The 17,799-nt window shown below is 62.3% G+C and carries 14 protein-coding genes; 8 read left to right on the plus strand and 6 right to left on the minus strand.

Features of this window, described 5'->3' with window-relative positions:
• Positions 1-5: 5 nt before the first annotated feature.
• Positions 6-1,127: a M42 family metallopeptidase gene (locus tag E0486_RS09970; RefSeq protein ID WP_131852020.1), complete on the plus strand. Its 1,122-nt coding sequence runs from the start codon at positions 6-8 to the stop codon at positions 1,125-1,127.
• On the plus strand, positions 1,124-1,297 hold the full coding sequence (locus E0486_RS18855) for a hypothetical protein (protein ID WP_165917276.1): 174 nt from the start codon (positions 1,124-1,126) through the stop codon (positions 1,295-1,297). The genes E0486_RS09970 and E0486_RS18855 overlap by 4 nt, the downstream gene beginning before the upstream one ends.
• Here E0486_RS18855 and E0486_RS09975 read toward each other — a convergent pair.
• From E0486_RS09975 to aepX, 4 genes are read right to left on the minus strand one after another with little or no spacing between them, the layout of a single operon-like run.
• Positions 1,273-2,373 carry a hypothetical protein gene (locus E0486_RS09975; RefSeq protein WP_131852021.1) on the minus strand — a complete coding sequence of 367 codons (1,101 nt, stop codon included), beginning with the start codon at positions 2,371-2,373 and terminating at the stop codon, positions 1,273-1,275. The two genes, E0486_RS18855 and E0486_RS09975, sit on opposite strands and share 25 nt — an antisense overlap.
• Positions 2,370-3,434 (minus strand): iron-containing alcohol dehydrogenase, encoded by a 1,065-nt coding sequence (locus E0486_RS09980; protein ID WP_131852022.1) that lies wholly within the window; start codon positions 3,432-3,434, stop codon positions 2,370-2,372. Before E0486_RS09980 ends, E0486_RS09975 begins: the two co-directional genes overlap by 4 nt.
• Positions 3,431-4,540, minus strand: coding sequence for a phosphonopyruvate decarboxylase (gene aepY / locus E0486_RS09985; protein WP_131852023.1), 1,110 nt, complete (start codon positions 4,538-4,540; stop codon positions 3,431-3,433). The genes E0486_RS09980 and aepY overlap by 4 nt, the downstream gene beginning before the upstream one ends.
• A complete protein-coding gene (gene aepX / locus E0486_RS09990) occupies positions 4,537-5,841 on the minus strand; it encodes a phosphoenolpyruvate mutase (protein WP_131852024.1) in 1,305 nt (434 codons plus the stop codon). The genes aepY and aepX overlap by 4 nt, the downstream gene beginning before the upstream one ends.
• A 103-nt stretch (positions 5,842-5,944) precedes the next feature.
• Between aepX and E0486_RS09995 the strand changes: the two genes are divergently transcribed.
• The 5 genes from E0486_RS09995 to E0486_RS10015 are packed head-to-tail and all read left to right on the plus strand — an operon-like array spanning position 5,945 to position 13,579.
• On the plus strand, positions 5,945-7,438 hold the full coding sequence (locus E0486_RS09995) for a hypothetical protein (protein WP_131852025.1): 1,494 nt from the start codon (positions 5,945-5,947) through the stop codon (positions 7,436-7,438).
• Between the two features lie 42 nt (positions 7,439-7,480).
• Positions 7,481-9,085 (plus strand): hypothetical protein, encoded by a 1,605-nt coding sequence (locus E0486_RS10000; protein ID WP_131852026.1) that lies wholly within the window; start codon positions 7,481-7,483, stop codon positions 9,083-9,085.
• On the plus strand, positions 9,082-10,587 hold the full coding sequence (locus tag E0486_RS10005) for a sulfatase-like hydrolase/transferase (RefSeq protein WP_131852027.1): 1,506 nt from the start codon (positions 9,082-9,084) through the stop codon (positions 10,585-10,587). The genes E0486_RS10000 and E0486_RS10005 overlap by 4 nt, the downstream gene beginning before the upstream one ends.
• Before the next feature lie 35 nt (positions 10,588-10,622).
• Positions 10,623-12,122 (plus strand): alkaline phosphatase family protein, encoded by a 1,500-nt coding sequence (locus E0486_RS10010; protein ID WP_131852028.1) that lies wholly within the window; start codon positions 10,623-10,625, stop codon positions 12,120-12,122.
• A gap of 26 nt (positions 12,123-12,148) precedes the next feature.
• Positions 12,149-13,579, plus strand: coding sequence for a sulfatase-like hydrolase/transferase (locus E0486_RS10015; protein ID WP_165917277.1), 1,431 nt, complete (start codon positions 12,149-12,151; stop codon positions 13,577-13,579).
• A gap of 480 nt (positions 13,580-14,059) precedes the next feature.
• Here the strand turns inward: E0486_RS10015 and porQ are convergent, their stop codons facing one another.
• On the minus strand, positions 14,060-15,076 hold the full coding sequence (gene porQ, locus E0486_RS10020; RefSeq protein ID WP_131852030.1) for a type IX secretion system protein PorQ: 1,017 nt from the start codon (positions 15,074-15,076) through the stop codon (positions 14,060-14,062).
• A 708-nt stretch (positions 15,077-15,784) separates the two neighbouring features.
• Here porQ and E0486_RS10025 point away from each other — a divergent pair.
• Positions 15,785-16,480 (plus strand): hypothetical protein, encoded by a 696-nt coding sequence (locus tag E0486_RS10025; protein ID WP_131852031.1) that lies wholly within the window; start codon positions 15,785-15,787, stop codon positions 16,478-16,480.
• Between the two features lie 183 nt (positions 16,481-16,663).
• Here the strand turns inward: E0486_RS10025 and E0486_RS10030 are convergent, their stop codons facing one another.
• Positions 16,664-17,566, minus strand: a complete 903-nt coding sequence (locus E0486_RS10030) for a TlpA family protein disulfide reductase (protein ID WP_131852032.1) — start codon at positions 17,564-17,566, stop codon at positions 16,664-16,666.
• Positions 17,567-17,799: the final 233 nt, after the last annotated feature.

Raw genomic sequence — 17,799 nt, forward strand, 5'->3', positions numbered from 1 at the left:
GGTATATGGCGAAAGCGACGAAAGCGAAAAGCACGACTCCGAAATCGGTCATCAGCAACGATGCCATGACCTTCCTGGTCGACTACATCAATAACCCTTCGCCCGTGGGTTTCGAATCGAGCGGCCAGCGCCTCTGGCTCGACTACATCAGCGCGTTCGTGGATGAAACCTTCACCGATCCCTACGGAACGGCGGTGGGCGTGATCAACCCGGGACAGCCATTCAAAGTGGTGATCGAAGCACACGCCGACGAGATCAGCTGGTTTGTGAACTATATAACGGCGGACGGACTCATTTACCTGAAGCGCAACGGCGGTGTAGACCACCAGATCGCGCCCAGCCAGCGCGTGTGGATCCATGGCAAGAACGGCCCGGTGAAAGCCGTTTTCGGGTGGCCCGCCATCCATACCCGCCTCGGTGGCGGTGAAAAGGAAACGCAGCCCAAGACCGAAAACCTGTGGCTCGACTGCGGCGCCCGCTCCAAGCAGGAAGTGGCGGACCTCGGCATTCACATCGGCGCCGTGGTGACCTACCAGGATGGCTTCGACGAGCTGGCCAACGGCTACTTTATCGGCCGGGCATTCGACAACCGCATCGGCGGCTTCATGATCGCCCAGGTGGCTCGGATGCTGCGCGAGAACCGTAAGAAGCTGCCCTTCAGCCTCTACGTGGTCAACGCGGTACAGGAGGAGATCGGCCTGCGCGGCGCCGAGATGATCGCCCGCCGCATCAAGCCCGACGTGGCCATCATTACCGACGTAACACACGACACTTCCACCCCGATGATCAACAAGATGATCGAAGGGGAAACCTTCTGCGGCAAAGGGCCTTCACTGTCTTTCGGACCCGCGGTGCACAACAAGCTGCTGCAGCTGGTGCAGGATGTGGCGGAAAGCGCTGAAATCCCCGTACAGCTCCGCGCCGTGTCGCGCAGCACCGGCACCGACACCGACTCGTTTGCCTACGCCAACGACGGCTGCCCGTCGGTACTGATCTCGATCCCGCTGCGCTACATGCACACCACCGTGGAAATGCTGCACCGCACCGACATCGAGCAGACCATCCGCCTGATGTACGAAACCCTGCTGACCCTGACCCCTAAAACGAACCTGAGCTACTTCGCATGAGTCATACACTGCTTTATATCGAACCGGGGAGCGGCTCCTACCTGTTGCAGGTAGTGATTGCCGCGGTGATGGGTGCCGGCTTTGTCGTGAAAACCTACTGGTGGCGCTTCAAGAGCTTCTTCCACCGCAAAAAGGACGACGAGCATCAGGACAGCAATCCTTCCAAATAAGCGACCCCTTCGCGTTTCTGCGACGGACCGTATACAGTGGCAGCCTCCAGGGCTGCCATTTTTTTGTCCCAGCTACCCGCGTCGGCCATCAGGGCGCGCGCCGCTGCGGGCACTTCCCCCAGGTTGCCCGCTGCAACGGAACGACCGAGCTCGGGCCGCAGGCGGTCTTCGACGGGCTCGATGCCCAGGGCCGTATAATTACGGTTGTAGATCTTCGGGGGCGTGTCGATGAACAGCACCGGGCGCTTGCAGGCAAAAGCATATTCGAGCGCGATTCCCGAGCGGTCGGTGACCAGGAGCCTGGTTGAAGCCAGCCGGTTGTACACATCCGGGCTCGTGTCGAGGTGCAGCAACGCCTGCTTTTTTACAAGCATTTCGAGTGATTTCATTTTCTTCGGCTCCCGCTTGCGGAACTCGGGATGGGGCCGGATGAAAACGGGAAGACCAAGGGGGAGCAACTGCCCGAGCAGCGCTTCGATGCACGTGCTGAGAATCCCCTCCGGGTGCCAGCTCGGTGCCACCAGGATGCATTCGTCGTGGCCCTTCAAGGCTCGCTCCGAAGAAATGCGCTCCAGCAGCGGGTAGCCGTACGGCACCAGGTCGCGGGGCTTCAGGCCGCGAAGCGCTTCCGCCCTGCGCGCCTCCTGCTCGTGGTAGGGCCCGCAGCAAAACAGTGCATCGTAATGATCGAAAGCTTGCTCGTGGTATTGCTGGTGCGTGCTCACGAGGGCATGAAAAAGGTATACGTATTTTCCTACATCCGGCGAGCGCTTGTAGCCGTGCAGGTCCAGGTTGGGCATGGTCATCAGCAGCGCCCGGGCACGTAGCCGCGGGAAGACAAACATCAGGGTGGCTTTCAGGAAGTAGGCTTCGAGTCCTTCGGCGCTGCGCTGAAGCACCGGGTCTTTCGCATCCGAAGTAAGGTAGCAGATCCGGTAGCGCCTTGCCGCCAGCAGAGATTCGAAAACGTCGGCCATGTATTGGTGGTACGGGGCGCCTTCGGAATAAAAGATGAAATCATATTCCGTAGCGACAACCTTATGGCTGTTGCGGTATTCCTGTAAAAAGCCGATCATGACGTAAATAGGGTTTGACGCAGCAGCGCAGCGAGCCGTTCCGGCTCCAACGCCACCGGGTTGTTGGCAAAGCGTTCGTTGTTGATGTGAAGCAGCCAGTCGGGCACTATGTCTGCACCCAGGCCGAGCCCGGAAAGCGTCGTTTCGAGCCCGAGGCCCGACACATATTCCTGCCAGCGCGCAGCGGCACCGGCGCCGGCGCCGCTTCCGGCATCCAGCAATTGAAGCACAGCAGCAAAGCCATCCGGCTCCTGCGCTTCGGCGTTGTATTGTAGAAATACGGGGAGCAGCAGCGCCACGGCGTGTCCGTGCTCGATGCCGTGTACGGCGGTCAGGTAATAAGACAACGCATGTGCGCCGGTGGTCCGGCTGGTATTGATGGCGCGGCCCGAATAGTGCGCGGCGTAGAGGGCGCCGAGACCCAGCTCGCTTGTGGGCGCCGCTACAAATCGGGGCAGGTGACGCCGTAGCCAGCCGCCTGCTTCCCAGGCCAGGGCCCGTGATGCCGGGGTAGCCTTCCGGCTCCAGAGCGATTCCACGCACTGCACAAGCGCGTCCAGCCCCGACACGGCGCGTTGGCGCGCCGAAAGTCCCTGCAGCAGGGTCTCGTCCCATACCACCACACCTGGAAGCAGGGCGGGGTGCTCGAGCGAGTGCTTTTGAAGGCCCTCATAGATCACCGCGAAGGAGGTAGCATCGGAACCGCTGCCTGCCGTAGTGGGGACGGCTGCGAAAAAGTCGGTCCGGGCGGTGCTGTAATAAAGCAAGGCTTTGGCGTAATCGATCGTGCGTCCGCCACCGATGGCAATAATACCGTCGATCCCCTCCGGCAGCGCTGCGGCGTCGCGGTGGGCGACATCCACCTGCAACAAGCCCTCCGGCGTTTCGCGGATGGTATTAATGACCCCTTCTAATACATGCTGCAGCTCCGTTCCGGCCGGACTGCGCAGGAAATGGCCGCCGGCAACCAGCAGGATCCGGTTGCGTCCCTGTTGCCGGAGCAGCGCCGGCAATTGACCGGCTAGAGCGTCCGTACCCACGAGTAGACGCGGGGCCGTCATGCGTCTTTTTGAAAGGATGAGCGAAAGCGGACGCCCGCCTCAGCCGGCGACCCGGCCGGGCGGGGAAGGTCAGCGGCCACGCGCGTGTTGATCCGTATTTCTACAAACGAACCCTCCACCGGCTTAGCCGCCCATTGGCGCAACTCTTCTTCGGTGGTCAGCTGCACCGCCGCCGTGAAGCCGCAGGCCTTCGCGATGGCGCAGAAGTCGACCGCGAAGCCGAGCGTCGGCTGGCGACCCACGGACTCGTGTGCGCCGTTATTAAGCAGTATGTAATTCAGGTTCCGGAGCTTCAGGGAACCGATAAGTCCCAGCGCCCCGAGATGCATCAGCAGGGCGCCATCGCCGTCGAGCAACCAGGTGCGCTGTTTCCCATGCAGGGCCAGGGCCGCGGCCAGGCTGCCCGTGTGCCCCATGGCGCCCACGTTGAGAAAAGCGTCCACGATGTTTCCTTGGCGCTCGTTCCAGGCATAGAAAGCGCGCCCGATCTTGCCGGTGCTGCACAGCACCTTGTCGCCGGGCCGGAACGCGGCCGAGAGCAGGCCGATAGCGGCCGCCGAGCTGAGCGGATAGTCCTCCTGCTGCGGCAGGCTCATTTCCGAGAGCGCCCCTTTCTCCACGATCAGCGCCACGGGCGCCGAGCGGTCGCGGGCGGCAACGCACAACGTGCGCAGCAGCGCAGGCACATCGGCTTCGTCTTTACGCAGGTACCACAGCGGCACGCCCATCGCTTCCAGCAAAGGTGTAGTGACCGCGCCCATCTTCGCATGCTGCGGCTCGTCTTTCGTGCCAGGCTGCCCCCGCCAGCCCACCAGTAGAACTACGGGAAGGCGGTATACCGTTTCATCTACAAGCGACGTCAGCGGGTTGACGAGGTTGCCCAGGCCAGAATTCTGCAGGTAAACAAGCGGCAGTCCGCCGGTGGCCAGGGTATAACCCGCGGCCAGCGCCAGCGCGGCGCCTTCGTTGGCGGCAATGAGGTGCTGCTCGCGCGGCAGGTCCTGCAGCACGGCACTGAAGCTCGAAAGCAGGGAGTCGGGCACGCCCGTGAAGAAGCCGACACCGGCTTCCTCCCACGCTCTTACAAAGGGCAGCGCATCGATCATTGACCGGGTATGAGTTTAAACAGGTTCTTGATAGAGATCAGGTCTTCCTCTGCACCGGCGGCCATCCCTTCCACCAACAGGCGTTGCGCGGTGCGCTGCATCGCCGGGTAGGCGCTGCGCAGCAGGTGGTTGGCATAGATCACGAGGCTGAAGCCGGCTTCCTGCAGCGTACCGATGCTCACCGTGGGATAGGTGCTCGGAACGGCAATGAGCGGCACGTCGGGGTGGGCAGGACGAAAACGTTTGGCGAATTCGAGCACGTCGGCGCCCGAGCTTTCCTTGCTGTGGATCATGATGCCGCCGGCACCCGCCGCCACGTAGGCTTCGGAGCGTTGCCAGGCATCTTCCATGCCTTTGCCGAGAATGAGGCTCTCAATGCGGGCGATGATCCGGAAGTCGGCGGTCACGCGGCTGTTGTTGCCCGCGCGGATCTTTTCGCAGAAGTCGACGATGCTGTCCTGCTCGTGCACCGAGCTTTCCTCAAGCAACGAGTTGCGCTTGGCGCCCACCTTGTCTTCAATGATGATGGCCGACACACCGAGGCGCTCAAGGGTACGTACCATGAAGGGAAACTGGTCGATGCGGCCGCCGGTGTCGCCGTCGAAGATGATCGGCTTGGTGGTCACTTCGAGGATCTCGTTGACCGTTTGCAGGCGCGAGGTGAAATCGACCGCTTCGATATCGGGTTTGCCTTTGGCCGTGGAATCGGTGAGGCTGCTGAGCCAGATGCCGTCGAACTCCACGGGTCGGCCGTTGGCGTCGGTGGCGGTACTGCCTTCCACGATCATGGCGCTGAGGCCGTTGTGGGCTTCCAGTACGCGGAGAATGGGCTTCACCGAAAGGAGGCGACCGAGGCGCTTGCGGCGGTTTTCCGGTGTGACCCCGATCTCGCGCAGCGACTGCTGGATGGCCGTGGACGAGATGCCCTGCGTGTACGGCACTTCCACGAGCTCACCGCCCCATTCGGACAGCACCTCGATCACGCGGGCCCGCGTGGCGCTCTGCACGCCGCTGCGCCAGTCGTCGCCGTGCACCACGTAGCGTGGACGCAACGCGCGCAGGTTGGCGCTGTAGTCGAGCGTGGATTGCGGCACCACTTCGCTCACGTCCCGGAGGCCGCTCACGATGGCGCTGCGCTGCTCGAAGCTCAGAAGGGGCACGCGCTTATAACCCGCAATGGCTTCGTCGGTAAGCAGGCCGATCACCACACGACCCAGCTCGCGTCCTTTACGGATGATGTTGAGATGGCCCGGGTGGATCAGGTCGGCGCTCATGCCGATGTAAACAAGGTCTTCAGTCATGCGGAAAAAATAAACGGTAAAGAGGCGTACTTTTGAACGGACGCCCGCGCCAAAAATAGCCAATGCACGGCAATGGGTCCGGTTTCGCTTTCCCCACGCCACCATGACTGCTCCCCGTAGAAATCCGTTTCGCCAGCCCGCGTTCTTCCTCTTCCTGCTGCCGGTGTTTTTTGTAGGACACGGCATCCTCGATCAGCATCCTTCTGTCCGCGCGGGCGATGTGCTGGGGCTCCTGCCTGGATACTGGCTGGCCGCGGCAGTCCTCACCGTACTGGCCTGGCTCCCGCTGCGCCGCTGGACCCACGCGGCTCTTTTTGCCTTTGCGGTGCTCTGCGTACATTTCTTCTTCGGCGGCTTCCACGACTTCCTCAAATCACTGTGGGGCGACCGGCTGCCGGCGCGCTATACGTTCGTACTTCCCCTGCTCGCCCTGCTATTAGGGGGCTGGCTCCTGTTCCTGAAAAGAACCCGCGCAACGCTCGGCAACGTGGTGCTGTACCTCAACCTGTTGCTGTTGCTGCTCCTCGTCGTGGACGGGTTGCGCTGGAGCGGGCGCAGGCACCATGCGCAACAGGCACCCGCCCCGGCGCCGCTTGCCGGGCTGACCGGCTGCCCTGCCTGCGCGAAGCCGGACATCTACCTGATCATCGCCGACGGTTACGCGGGTGCCGGTGAACTGCGTTCGCACCTGAACTTCGACAATCGTGCGTTCCTGGAGGCGCTCCGCCAGCGGGGCTTTTACGTGGCCGACAGCAGCCGCAGCAATTACAACTACACCCCCTTTTCGATGGCGTCGATGCTGAACCTGCAATACCTGGGAGGCGTCGGCGCCCGGTACACGCTTGGTGCCGAGAAGAGCATCTGCTACCCGCTTATCGGGGAAAACCGCTTCTGCCGCTACCTGCGCGACACGCAGGGCTACACGTTGCGCAACCTGTCGATCTTCCCGGTAACCGGCCAGCGGCCGCCGGTCTATTCGCCCTTCTTTCGCAACGGGCGCGAGCTCCTTACGGCGCAAACCTTTCTAAGCCGCTTCAACCGCGATGTGCGCTTTAACCTGGTCACCCGCTTCGGCTGGCGGTCGGAGCTGAAGCGCTACGCGCGCTACGTGGTGCGCGATGCCAACGCCGACCTGCTGAAACGCACACTGGCGGAAAGCCGGGTTGCCAGCACTGCGCCGCGGTTCATCTATACCCACCTCGAAATGCCGCATGACCCGTATTTCTACCGGAAAGACGGCAGGGAGAACCCCGTGGAAGTTCTGGCCGACTACAGCAACCCGCGGCCGGAGTTGTACGTGGAATACCTGCAGTGGTGCAACGCCCGCCTGCTGGAGCTCGTGGACGGCATCCGCCGCAATAGCAGTCGCCCGCCGGTGATCCTGCTTATGAGCGACCACGGCTTCCGCACCGGCACAACGGCGATCCCGCCCGAAGCGCAACTCCTGAACCTCAACGCGGTGCTGCTGCCCGCGGGCGATTACAGCCGCTGGTACCCGGGCATCAGCAACGTGAACCAGCTCCGGGTCTTTCTCAACACGCAATTCGGCCAGCACCTGCCGCTCCTGCGCGACTCCACCTCCTACCTGGTGGAATAGAGCAGTTGGTTCCGAATCACTATTTTTAGCGCCCAACACACCATGCAAGAACCCGGATCTTTTTTGTCGTCATACCGCAGGCAGTGGGCTTTTTGCGCCGGTGTTACAGCGCTTTACTTTCTCTCGATCGCCTCCTTCCTGGCGCCGCAATACGGAACGGTGGAAGACCTGTTTGTGCTTTACCAGCTATCCGGCGGCTTCGGCACGGCGCCAACCGAGCTGCTCCATTACAACCACATCGTCAACCCGATCATCGGCTGGCCGCTGAAGATCGCATTCACCTGGATGCCTTCCGTGAACTGGTATACACTGACGTTGCTGGCGGCCCAGTTCGTTGCCTGCACCCTCATTTTCCAGCGCCTGCTCCGGCGCAACACACTGCTGCAGGCGCTCGCCTTTTACACCTTTTTCTTCCTCGTTTTCGAGACCGGCTATTTTTCCGCGCTCAATTTTACCAGCACCTCGATCGTGCTCGGAATGGCGGGCCTGCTGCGGCTTTCGCTACCGCCGGTGCCGGGCGCGACGGACAAGCCTTACAAAGGTGCAACCCTGTATGCTTCGGCCTCCCTGCTCCGGGTGCATTCCCTGCTGCCCCTCCTGCCGCTGGCACTCCCCTTTTGGATCCTGACACCCGGGTGGAAGCCGCGCCTCCGCAAAGCGCTCTGGCTGCTGGCCGCCCTCGCTGCGATCGGGGCACTGCACCTCTTTCACCGCAACTATTACGAAAAACGCATCCCCGGGTGGCAACGCGAAGAGGCGTACCGGCAGCAGGTATACGCATTTTACAACCACCGCAACATGACCCGCTACGCGCCCGGTGATCCCGGTTATTTCGAGCGGCGCATCATCGGGCAAAAGCCGTTACTCGACACGCAGATCATGACCCTCCCGATCATGGCGGCGAAGTTCAAGGCCACCTACAAGCCGGGGTTCCGGATGTCGGGGGAGATCCTGCGCTGGTTTTTCGTCAACAACCGGCTGTACTTCCTGTCGCTGCTCTGCGCCTTCCTGTTTTTGCGGCGGCGCGCCGAGTGGCTGGCGCTGGGCGCAAGCATCGCGATCGCGGTGGCGATGTGGTTCGCGCTCAACTACACGTATGCCAAGTTCCCCGACTACCTGCTGATGGCCTTTCTCTGCTTCCCGGTGTTGCTCGCGCTGTCCACACGTACGCCGCCCGCCCGGCCGGTGCGCCCGTGGCTGCTGCTGGCGCCGTTGCTGCTCGCCGGCTGGGGATTCTGGATCCGTGTAAAGCAGGGAAGAAGCAATGCCGCCGTCACCCGCACCTTTGTCGCCGCCTGGCGCGACTTTGCCGCGCACCGCGACACGCTCTTTTTTGTGGGCATGGACCAACTGCCTTTTTATGCCTACCCCGTGTGGGCACCGCCGGCGAAATACCCAATGCCGAACGTCCTCATCAGCGAGCACTTCCTCAACCACCTGGAACGCCCCTTCCTGGAACACTTCGGGCTGCGGAGCATCCGCGACCTGCCGCTGCACCCGAACGCCTGCCTCGCCGGCTGGCAGCAGGAAGACATCCGTGCTTATTACAGCCGCGTGCACGGCACAACGGTGCGCTTCGAGCCGGTGACCGGAACCTATCAACAGCTTCGCCCCTACCGCGTCGTGCTGACGCCCCAAACGCCATGACCGACAGCCCCACACCCGGCCGCTCCCTGTACGCACGCCCCCTGTTCCTGGGGCTGCTGCCGCTGTTTGCGCTGTGGCACTCGTTCAACGAATTCTTCGGGCTCATCCGGCTTTCGGACGCGCTGTTTTTCCTGCTGTATGCCGGCATCTGGGGCGGGCTGCTCTATGGGTTGTGCCGGTTGATCTTCCGCGATGCGGTGCGGGCGGCGGCGGTGAGCTTGTTTCTGCTGGCTGTATTTCTACTGTTCGGCAACCTGTACGACCTCGTGCTGAAATACGGGCACGCGCGCCTCGTTACCTACAAGCTGTTCCCGCTCCTGCTGCTCAGCGCCGCCGTGTGGGCCGGGTTGCGCTGCGCCCGGCGCGAACGGGCCGGCAAGCGCGCCTTCCGCTTTCTTAACCTGTTGCTCGCCACCCTGCTGCTGGCCGAAGGGATCACGAGCGGGATACACTACCTCGACTACCGCAGGCACCGCAACCTGATACAGCCGGGAACGACACTTTCCGATGCCTTCCGTCCCGTGCCACCGCCGGAAGGCAGCCCCGATATTTACCTGCTGGTGCTCGACGAATACGCCCGCGCCGACGTGCTCCGCAAAACCGGCTTCGACAACAAGCCTTTCCTCGACAGCCTCCGCGGGCTCGGGTTCTTTGTGGCCGACAGCAGCCGCGCCAACTACAACTTCACGCCCTACGCCATGAGCTCCTGTCTCAATATGGACTATATCGATCCGGCGCTCGGAACCAACGGCACCGACACGCGCCTGATGATGCGGGCCGTGCGGTCGCTGGCCGACAACGAAACGATGCGCATCCTCCGCAAGGAAGGCTACGACCTGCAGGTATCCGCTTCGCTGGAAACCCCCTGGCAACGGCAACCGACGGTGAACGAATTCGGCGGCTACTCCTACCTGAAGCTGTTCAAGCCCACGTTGCCCTTCCGCTTTCACCGCGACATCCACCTGCCCGCCGACCCGCTGCTGCGGCTTTTCCCGCAACCGGTCAATTACAACGACTACGCACAGCGGGCCCGCGACATCCAGGCGCACCTGGACGATACCCGCGCGCGCATCGACAGCAACAGCCGCCGCGCGCCGCGCTTTACCTACGGCCACCTGCTGACCACGCACCATCCGTTTTTGTACGACAGCCTCGGCCATCTGCGCTCGTACCGCGCCATCGCTGCCGACAAAAGCATGTCCGCCTACCACAACGCGGTGCGCGTGGCCAACCGCGACCTCCTGCGGTTGGTTCGCGATATCCGCGCAAAGGGTCGGCGCCGCTCGGTCATCTTCCTCATCAGCGATCACGGCAACCGGATGGACGAACTGCCGCACGACGATGCGTTCCGCAACCTCGTAGCCGTGTATTACCCCGACGGCAAGCCGGCGCTTCCCATTAACGTGAGCCCGGTCAACTTGTTCCGCGATCTCTTCAACCGCTATTTCGGGCAACAGTACCCCCTGCTGCCCGACAGCTCGGTATCCGTGCGTTATAAATAGCGTGCGCCCCGGCCGGGCGCTTTATCTTTCCGCCCATGTTCGCTACCCGCGGGCTCCTGTCCCGACCGCTTTACCTGCTCCTGCTGCCGTTGTTTGCCCTGTGGCATGCCGGCAACGCGCTGTTCGGCTTCATCACGGCCGGCCTCGCCCTGCACTTCCTGCTGCTCGCCGGAACGGTGCTGCTGCTGGCTTGGGTTGTAGCGGCTCTCCTGCTTCGGAACCGCGGGAAAGCGTCGGGCGTCGCCTTCGTTACCGGCTTCGTGTTTATCTACTATGGCGTGCTGCAGGACAAGCTCGAACCCTTGCTCCCGGCAACGGCGCGCTCCTACACCTGGTTGCCGCTGCTGCTGTTTGGAATGGCCGCCGTAGCTGCCTTCTTCCTTTTCAGCACCGAGCGGCGCCGCAGTCTGTTGACCCGCTATCTCAACCTGTTGTTCCTCGTGTTTTGCCTCGTGGAAGCCGGCACGTCACTTGTGCGCGCTGCGGAATACCGACGGCACGGGAATGGGCTGTTTACGCAATACCCGCTGTCGGAGCAGTACCGGACTCCCCTGCCCGGTTCCGCGCGCCCGGACATTTTCCTTTTGGTGATGGATGAATACGCCGGCGCGGGAACGTTGGCGCAGATGGGGCACGACAACCGGCCCTTCCTCGATTCGCTTCGCCGGCTCGGACTTTGGGTGGCACCACAAAGCCGCTCCAACTACGACTTCACCCTGTTTTCGATGAGCAGCCTGCTGCAGATGCGTTACCTCGACAGCAATCTCGAGCACCGGCAGGACGACCCGCGGACCGTACTGCGCGCGGTGCGCAGCCTCTCCGACAACGAAACGCTCCGCATGCTGGAGCGAAGCGGCTACGAGATCCGCTTCGAAGCGCCCTTCGACAGTGACCGTAAAAACCGGGATGGCCTCAACGAATTCGGCGACTTCGCCTGGACGCAGTTGTTCGGTGCTACCCTGACGGGCCGCCTCCGCCGCGACCGCGCCCGCACGCTTGATCCCTGGGCGGCGCTGTTTGCACCCGTGTACGGTTACAACGATGCCGCCAGGCGGCGCCAGGACCTTGCCTACTACCGTGCCGCCCTGCTTTCTTCCATCGACAGCAATGCGGCGCGGAAGCCGCGCTTTGTATACCAGCACCTGCTGCTCACCCACCACCCCTACCTGTTCGATTCAACCGGAGGCCCGAGGGAACGCATGGCATCGGCCGCGGAGGAACCGGCCGCTTACCTGGACCAGGTGCGGTTGGCCACCCGCATCCTGCTGGAGCAAGTGGCCCGCATCCGCAGGGAGGGTCGTAGAAATACGGTGATCCTCCTGCTCAGCGATCACGGCTACCGCGAGGGCGGCGCCCGCTACGACTCCCTCGACAACCTCTTTGCCCTGTACTTCCCGCGTGGCGATTACGGGGACGCAGCCGCCGCCTCGCCGGTGAACGCATTCCGCGTGGTCTTCAACCGCTACTTCGGGCAGCAGTGGCCGCTGCTGCCGTACCGCGGCATTCGCTCGTCCGGCAAGGCACCTTCGCACTGATGCGGCGGAGTACCTATCTTGTGCCGATGCGCCGCCTCGCTGCTCCTTTCCGCACACCTTTCTTCCTCTTCCTGCTGCCGGTTTTTTTCGTGGCGCACGGCTACGTACAGAACTACGGCCTTTTGCCGGGCGCGGAAGCGGTTCGCTTGCTGCTGCGCTATACTGCCGTCGCGGGCGCACTGTTGCTTGCTGGCCGGTGGCTTTGCGGTGGCTGGCGGCGCGGTGCGATGCCGGCGGCCCTGCTGCTGGCATCCGAGCTTTTTTACGGCAGTATGCACGATGCACTCCGGGCCCGGGTGCCGGGCCTGCCTCTTTCCTGGGCCTGGATCCTGCCACTACTCCTCGTAATTGTTGTTTGGGCCGCCTGGCGTCAGCGCCGGGGCCGCGACCCGGTCCGTGCCGTCACCTTTCTCAATACGCTCCTGCTGCTGCTGCTCGTCGTGGAAGGCGGCGGCTGGCTGCGCCGCTACCGCGCGCGGGTAAGGGAGAAAGCGGGGCGCCAATGGGCCCTGCGGCCCGCCACAGGCCTCCGCCCGGACGTGTTCCTCATCGTCGCCGACGAGTACGCTTCCAACCGGCAACTGAAGGAACAATTGAATTTCGACAACCGACCCTTCCTCGACAGCCTGCGCCACCGCGGCTTTGCCGTGCACGAAGGCTCGCAATCGAACTACAACTACACCGAATATTCCACGGCCTCGCTGCTCAACGGCAGCTACTTCCCCGCCGCCTCGCGCACCAATGCCACCGACGTGGGCCGCTGCTTTTACTGGATCCACGACAACGAAGCTTTCCGCTTCTTCCGCGCGCAGGACTACGAGCTGCACAACTGCTCCTTCTTCGACCTCGCCGGCGCGCCCTCCCCTTCCCCACGCGTGTGGAACGCACAGTGGACGGACCTGCTGCAGCGGCAAACGCTGACGGCGCGCCTGCGCGAAAGCTTCGGACCTGCGCCGGCTCCGAAAACCGGCAACGAGAGCGTCAACGAAACGCTGCTGCGCGCTACGCGGTCTGTCCTGCGGAAGGAAACGACAAAGCCCCGGTTCGTGTACACGCACCTGCTCCTTCCGCATAGTCCTTATGTATATGATTCCAATGGGGCTCGCCAGCCGGCGCAGGTGGCCAACGACCGTAGTAATACGGCCGCCTACACGGGCTACCTGCAATACGGCAACCGGGTCTACCTCCGCCTGGTGGACGATATGCTCCGCCAAGCCAGGCGACCGACGATCGTGCTGCTCCTCGGCGACCACGGCTACCGCTTCGGCAAACCCGCGCAGCGCGACTACTTTTTCACGAACCTCTTCGCAGTCTACACCTCGCCCGGGCTCCCTGGTCACTGGCCGGAAGGCGCCGGGATGGTGAACCAGTTCCGCCTCCTGCTCGACTCCTGCTTCGGCCAGCAACTGCCCCTGCTCCCCGATGAGCGCCACCTGGTAGGCGAGCAAGAACCCTGATCTGGGCACGTTCACGGCTATTTAACGCAAAGACACGAAGTAATTATCGTGAACGCAAAGGCTGATGAAGAGCGCAACGTTCGGTTCCTATGACGGCTGCCGCTTTTAGGGCACAGCAGCCGCTGGCCGTCGTTGGTCAAGCGTCCCGCTGCGCAGGACATGTCCGCCCGGCCGGTCGGACGGGCGCAAAGGCCGTACGAACGGTAGCGGTCTCCGTTTTATCTGCAAGAAACCGCGTCGGTCGTTTATCGACGCGTCATCGCTACGCAACTGGAACATTAGGATTGACCGATACCAGTAAACCTGCCTCCGCGCCTGTTCCGCTGCGCGGAACGCTCCCACTACGATCGCCGTTAAAAGGAATACTCCGGAGAAAAATACACCGCTCCAGTCCGGAGACTTCGTTGCGCCCTCCCCTGCCTCCGCGTTCAAAATGCTCCCTCCTTTTCTCCGCGATGAAAAAATGGAGCAGCATGTCGATCAGATCCGCCGTTGCAGGGGAATCTGGAGGCCCAGTTGGTTATAAGTCCCGCCGCGCTGGTAGTAGGCGCGGGCGTACTGCACCTGCAGGCGGCTGAAGCGCGCGCGGAAGCCGGCGGAAAAGCCGTTGAGCCCGTTGCCGGTAGCGCCGATGTTGAGCTCGCTGCGGCGCAGGAAGTTGTAGCCGATCGTGGCTTCAAAGCCTTTCCCGAAATACACGTGCGTGGCGAGCACGAAGTGGTTGAACAGCTTGGTGGCGAAGCTGGTGTTTTTGGCAAAACCGATGTCGTTGTTAAATACGGAGTCATTGTAGGCCGTGTTGAAACGGTGTACCTGCTGCGCGGTGAGCGAGAACCCGAAGGGCGCTTTGGCGAGGCGCTTCGTAACTCCTATTTGCAGATCGAAGGGCAGGTCTTCGGCGCGGCCGCCGTAAGTACTCAGTTGTGCGCCCATGTTCTTCGCCAGCAGGCCGGCGGAAAAGCCGTTGACCGAATCGGTGTAGTGCAGTCCCGCGTCGAAGGCGAGCCCGGTAGAGCCGAAAGAGCCGTAGCTGGAGCGGATCACTTTTGCAGTCAGCCCGTATTGCCAGCGGGGTCCGTAGCTGCGCGCCGCCGACAGCTGGAAGGAGAAATCGCGGGGGTGAAAATCGCCCTGCTCGTTGCCATAGATATCCGTCTGCGCGAGCTTTCCGTAATCCACGTAAAAGAGCGCCGCGCCGAAGGTCGTCTTCCACTTCGGGGCATCGTAGGCGCCGGCGAGCTGCCAGGCTTTGGTGGAAGCGAAAAACGCGTTGAAGTTGAGCGCCAGCTGACTGTGCAACTTCGGGCGCAACAGTGCCGGGTTATTGGCCGCGAGCCCGGCATCCCCCGCCTCGAGCGACACATTGACGCCGCCCGCCGCCGACAGCGCCGGCGCTGCCGGCAACAGCAGGAAGTTGTACACGGCGGAACCGCCCAGGGTCTGGGCCTGGAGGGCACCGGAGGCTATGAGGAACAGGAAAAGGAGAACACGAGGCATTCGGGCCGTAAGGTAGGAATTCGGGGCGGGGTGGCAAAGCACAGGCCGCACGCGGCCAAACCATGGCTTCCCTTTCCCAAACAACCCCGTCAGCCCCGGGTAGCTGGCCGCCACCGGGGCAACCGCTTACGACCCGCCCGCAAACAGTAAAGCCACAGCCGCACCTGCATGCGCAAAGTCTCCGGGCAACTGCGCCTACCACGCAAACGCCCCCGCCGGCCCTACAAACGTATCCGCCACCGACGCATTTGAACCGGCCCAGCGCGCAAACAAATGCGCCGGGTGCGCAACCGCCTGCGTCGCTGCCATAATTGCGTTCGCCAGTGACACAACTGCATATACCAGGATTACAACCCTCAGCGTCAAACCGGCAACTGCCTGCGCCGGTCGCGCAACTGCCTGTGTCCGGCTTGCAACTGCCTGTGTTTGACATGCAATTGCCTGCGCCCACGAAGCAACTGCATGCGCCCGCCAGACAATGAAGCAAAATTTTCGTTTTTACGGTGGTGATTTACAGGAAATTAGGTCGAAAATCCGGGGAAAGCACGGTCTCCAGGCGCTCCCGGGCTTGGACAACCGGGAAATCGTTTCTACCTTTCTGTTCACTACCCTACCGGAAGTGCCCGCCCAAGGGCCTGCCTGCGAAAGCCACCGCCGCACCCATTGGAAACAAGGTTTACTGATCCACTCATTCCTAAACCCTTCCCCATGGCAAAAACAAAAGCCTTTACCAAAAAGCAGGAAGCGCAGTACAACATGCTGGAACGCGTCGACAACATCGCCCTGCGCCACGATCAGATCGTCAACGCCATTCCCGCCCTGCGGCGCCATTTCGCCCGGATGCGGCAGATCAAGGCGACTTTATCCCGCATCCGCAACGCGCGCTTTACGCGCTCGGAAGGCGCCACCGAAAACAAAGCCGGCGCCGGCGGCCTCCTCATCGAGTCGATGCAAGCGGTGGGCAGCACCCTCCTCGCCTTTGCCAACGATACCGGTAACTTCGGGCTGGCCGAGCTCACCGACCGCACCCCCACCTCGTTTACCCGCCTGCGCGATGGCGAGCTGCCGGGTCTGGCCGCCCGCTACCTCTCCGCCGCCCGCCAATGGGCCACCGAGTTGGCAGACTTCGGCCTTACCGAAGAAAGCATCACCGACCTGGAGGCCAACAAAGGCCGCTACGAAGAATGGGCGCAGGCGCCGGCCAATGCCATCTCCGACGCCAAAGGCAAAACCAGCGACCTCAAAACCGGCTTCGCCGATGTAGCCATACTGCTCCGCGACAAGGTTGACCCGCTCGTGCGCGGCCTCGTCAAACGCTTCCCCGACCTCTCGCGCGATTATAAAGAAGCCCGCATCATCCGCCGCAACCCCGTGGTTTCGAAAACGGAAGCGCCGACGGCGTAAGGGAAGTTTGGGGTTTTGAGTGGTACGGCGCTTAGGTCATTCGGACGCCGCAAACGGCGGTTCGGTTCACGCGGCGGCGCGGCGAAGGGCGACGCGGCGAAAGGAAAAAACCACTGCGATGCAGTGGTTTTTTTTCGAAAATGCTTTTGATTGCCTACTGGCGACTGGCGCCGTCGTCCCCCATCAATTCAGCTCCTTTTGGAGCAAATCTCGCAGCACTTCCCAACCCTCATCGTCGTGCGCCCGGACGCTGTCATAACGGATGGTTCCTGCCTTGTCCACCAGGTAATAACGCGGCACCCAGCAGGCATCGTAACGGTCGGCCAGCCGAACCGGGCCGGTATAGGCGGGCAGGTCGCAGGTTTGCGGCCAGGGCATTTGGTGATAGGCCAATGCCTGCTTCCAGGCGGCGGTGTCGGTATCAACGGAAATATGAATTACCTGCAGGCCTTTCGCGCGGTAGACAGAATCGAGCTGTCGGATCTTAGGGATGCTCCGCTGGCAGGGCCTGCACCAGGAAGCCCACAGGCACAGCAGCACATAGTTCCGGTTGCGGAAGGAAGATAGTTGCAAGCGCTGGCCGTCGACGGTGGTGAACACACAGTCCGGCGCCGGCTGCCCCACCCGAAGGGCCTCTTTATAAACCAGTTTCTGTTCCAGCACACGGCCCAGCGGCGTTGCGCGCAAGCCGGCACTGAACGACCGGTAAAGGGCCTGCACCGAGTCGAGGGGCATGCGCGTAGCATTTAGCACGAAGGTCCAGAAGTGCCGAAGGGAAGTATAGCTACCCGGGTTTTGTTTCATGAACGAAACCCTGCGATCGAGAGCGGCCAGCTGTAAGGCCTCCGCCTGCCGCTCCGCCGAATCGAGATTGAAGTTCTTCCAACCGGCGGCTTTCGCTGCGCGCGCGTTGTTCGAAGCAGTACCCGCCGCACTTTCAACGGGATGCACCCAGGCTTGGTAGCGCTGCTCGTCCTGCTGATTGCTCCTGGCATATGCCGCGGGCACCGGCAGCTCCGCTATGGGGCGCTGGGCGAATAGATTTTGCGGAAAAATGAATATCAGTACGAGGGAAACGAAACGCATGGGGCCTGGTTTAGGAAGCACACATGCTAATTACGGATAATTTTTGGAATTGACTGCCCGCTGAAAGGCTGCAAGCGGGCTATACCCCACTGGCGGGCAGTGGCCTTCTTAATGATTTGATTGAAACGCATCGTCGGCTTCCGGGTCGTATCCGTCGTGCCGTTGCGCCGTTGTGTCGTCGTGTTCCAGGGTCGCTTGCGAACCCAGCGCCCCTGCAGGCTTTCACCGCGGCG

This window comes from Flaviaesturariibacter aridisoli, assembly GCF_004343705.1.
Lineage (GTDB): Bacteria > Bacteroidota > Bacteroidia > Chitinophagales > Chitinophagaceae > Flavisolibacter > Flavisolibacter aridisoli.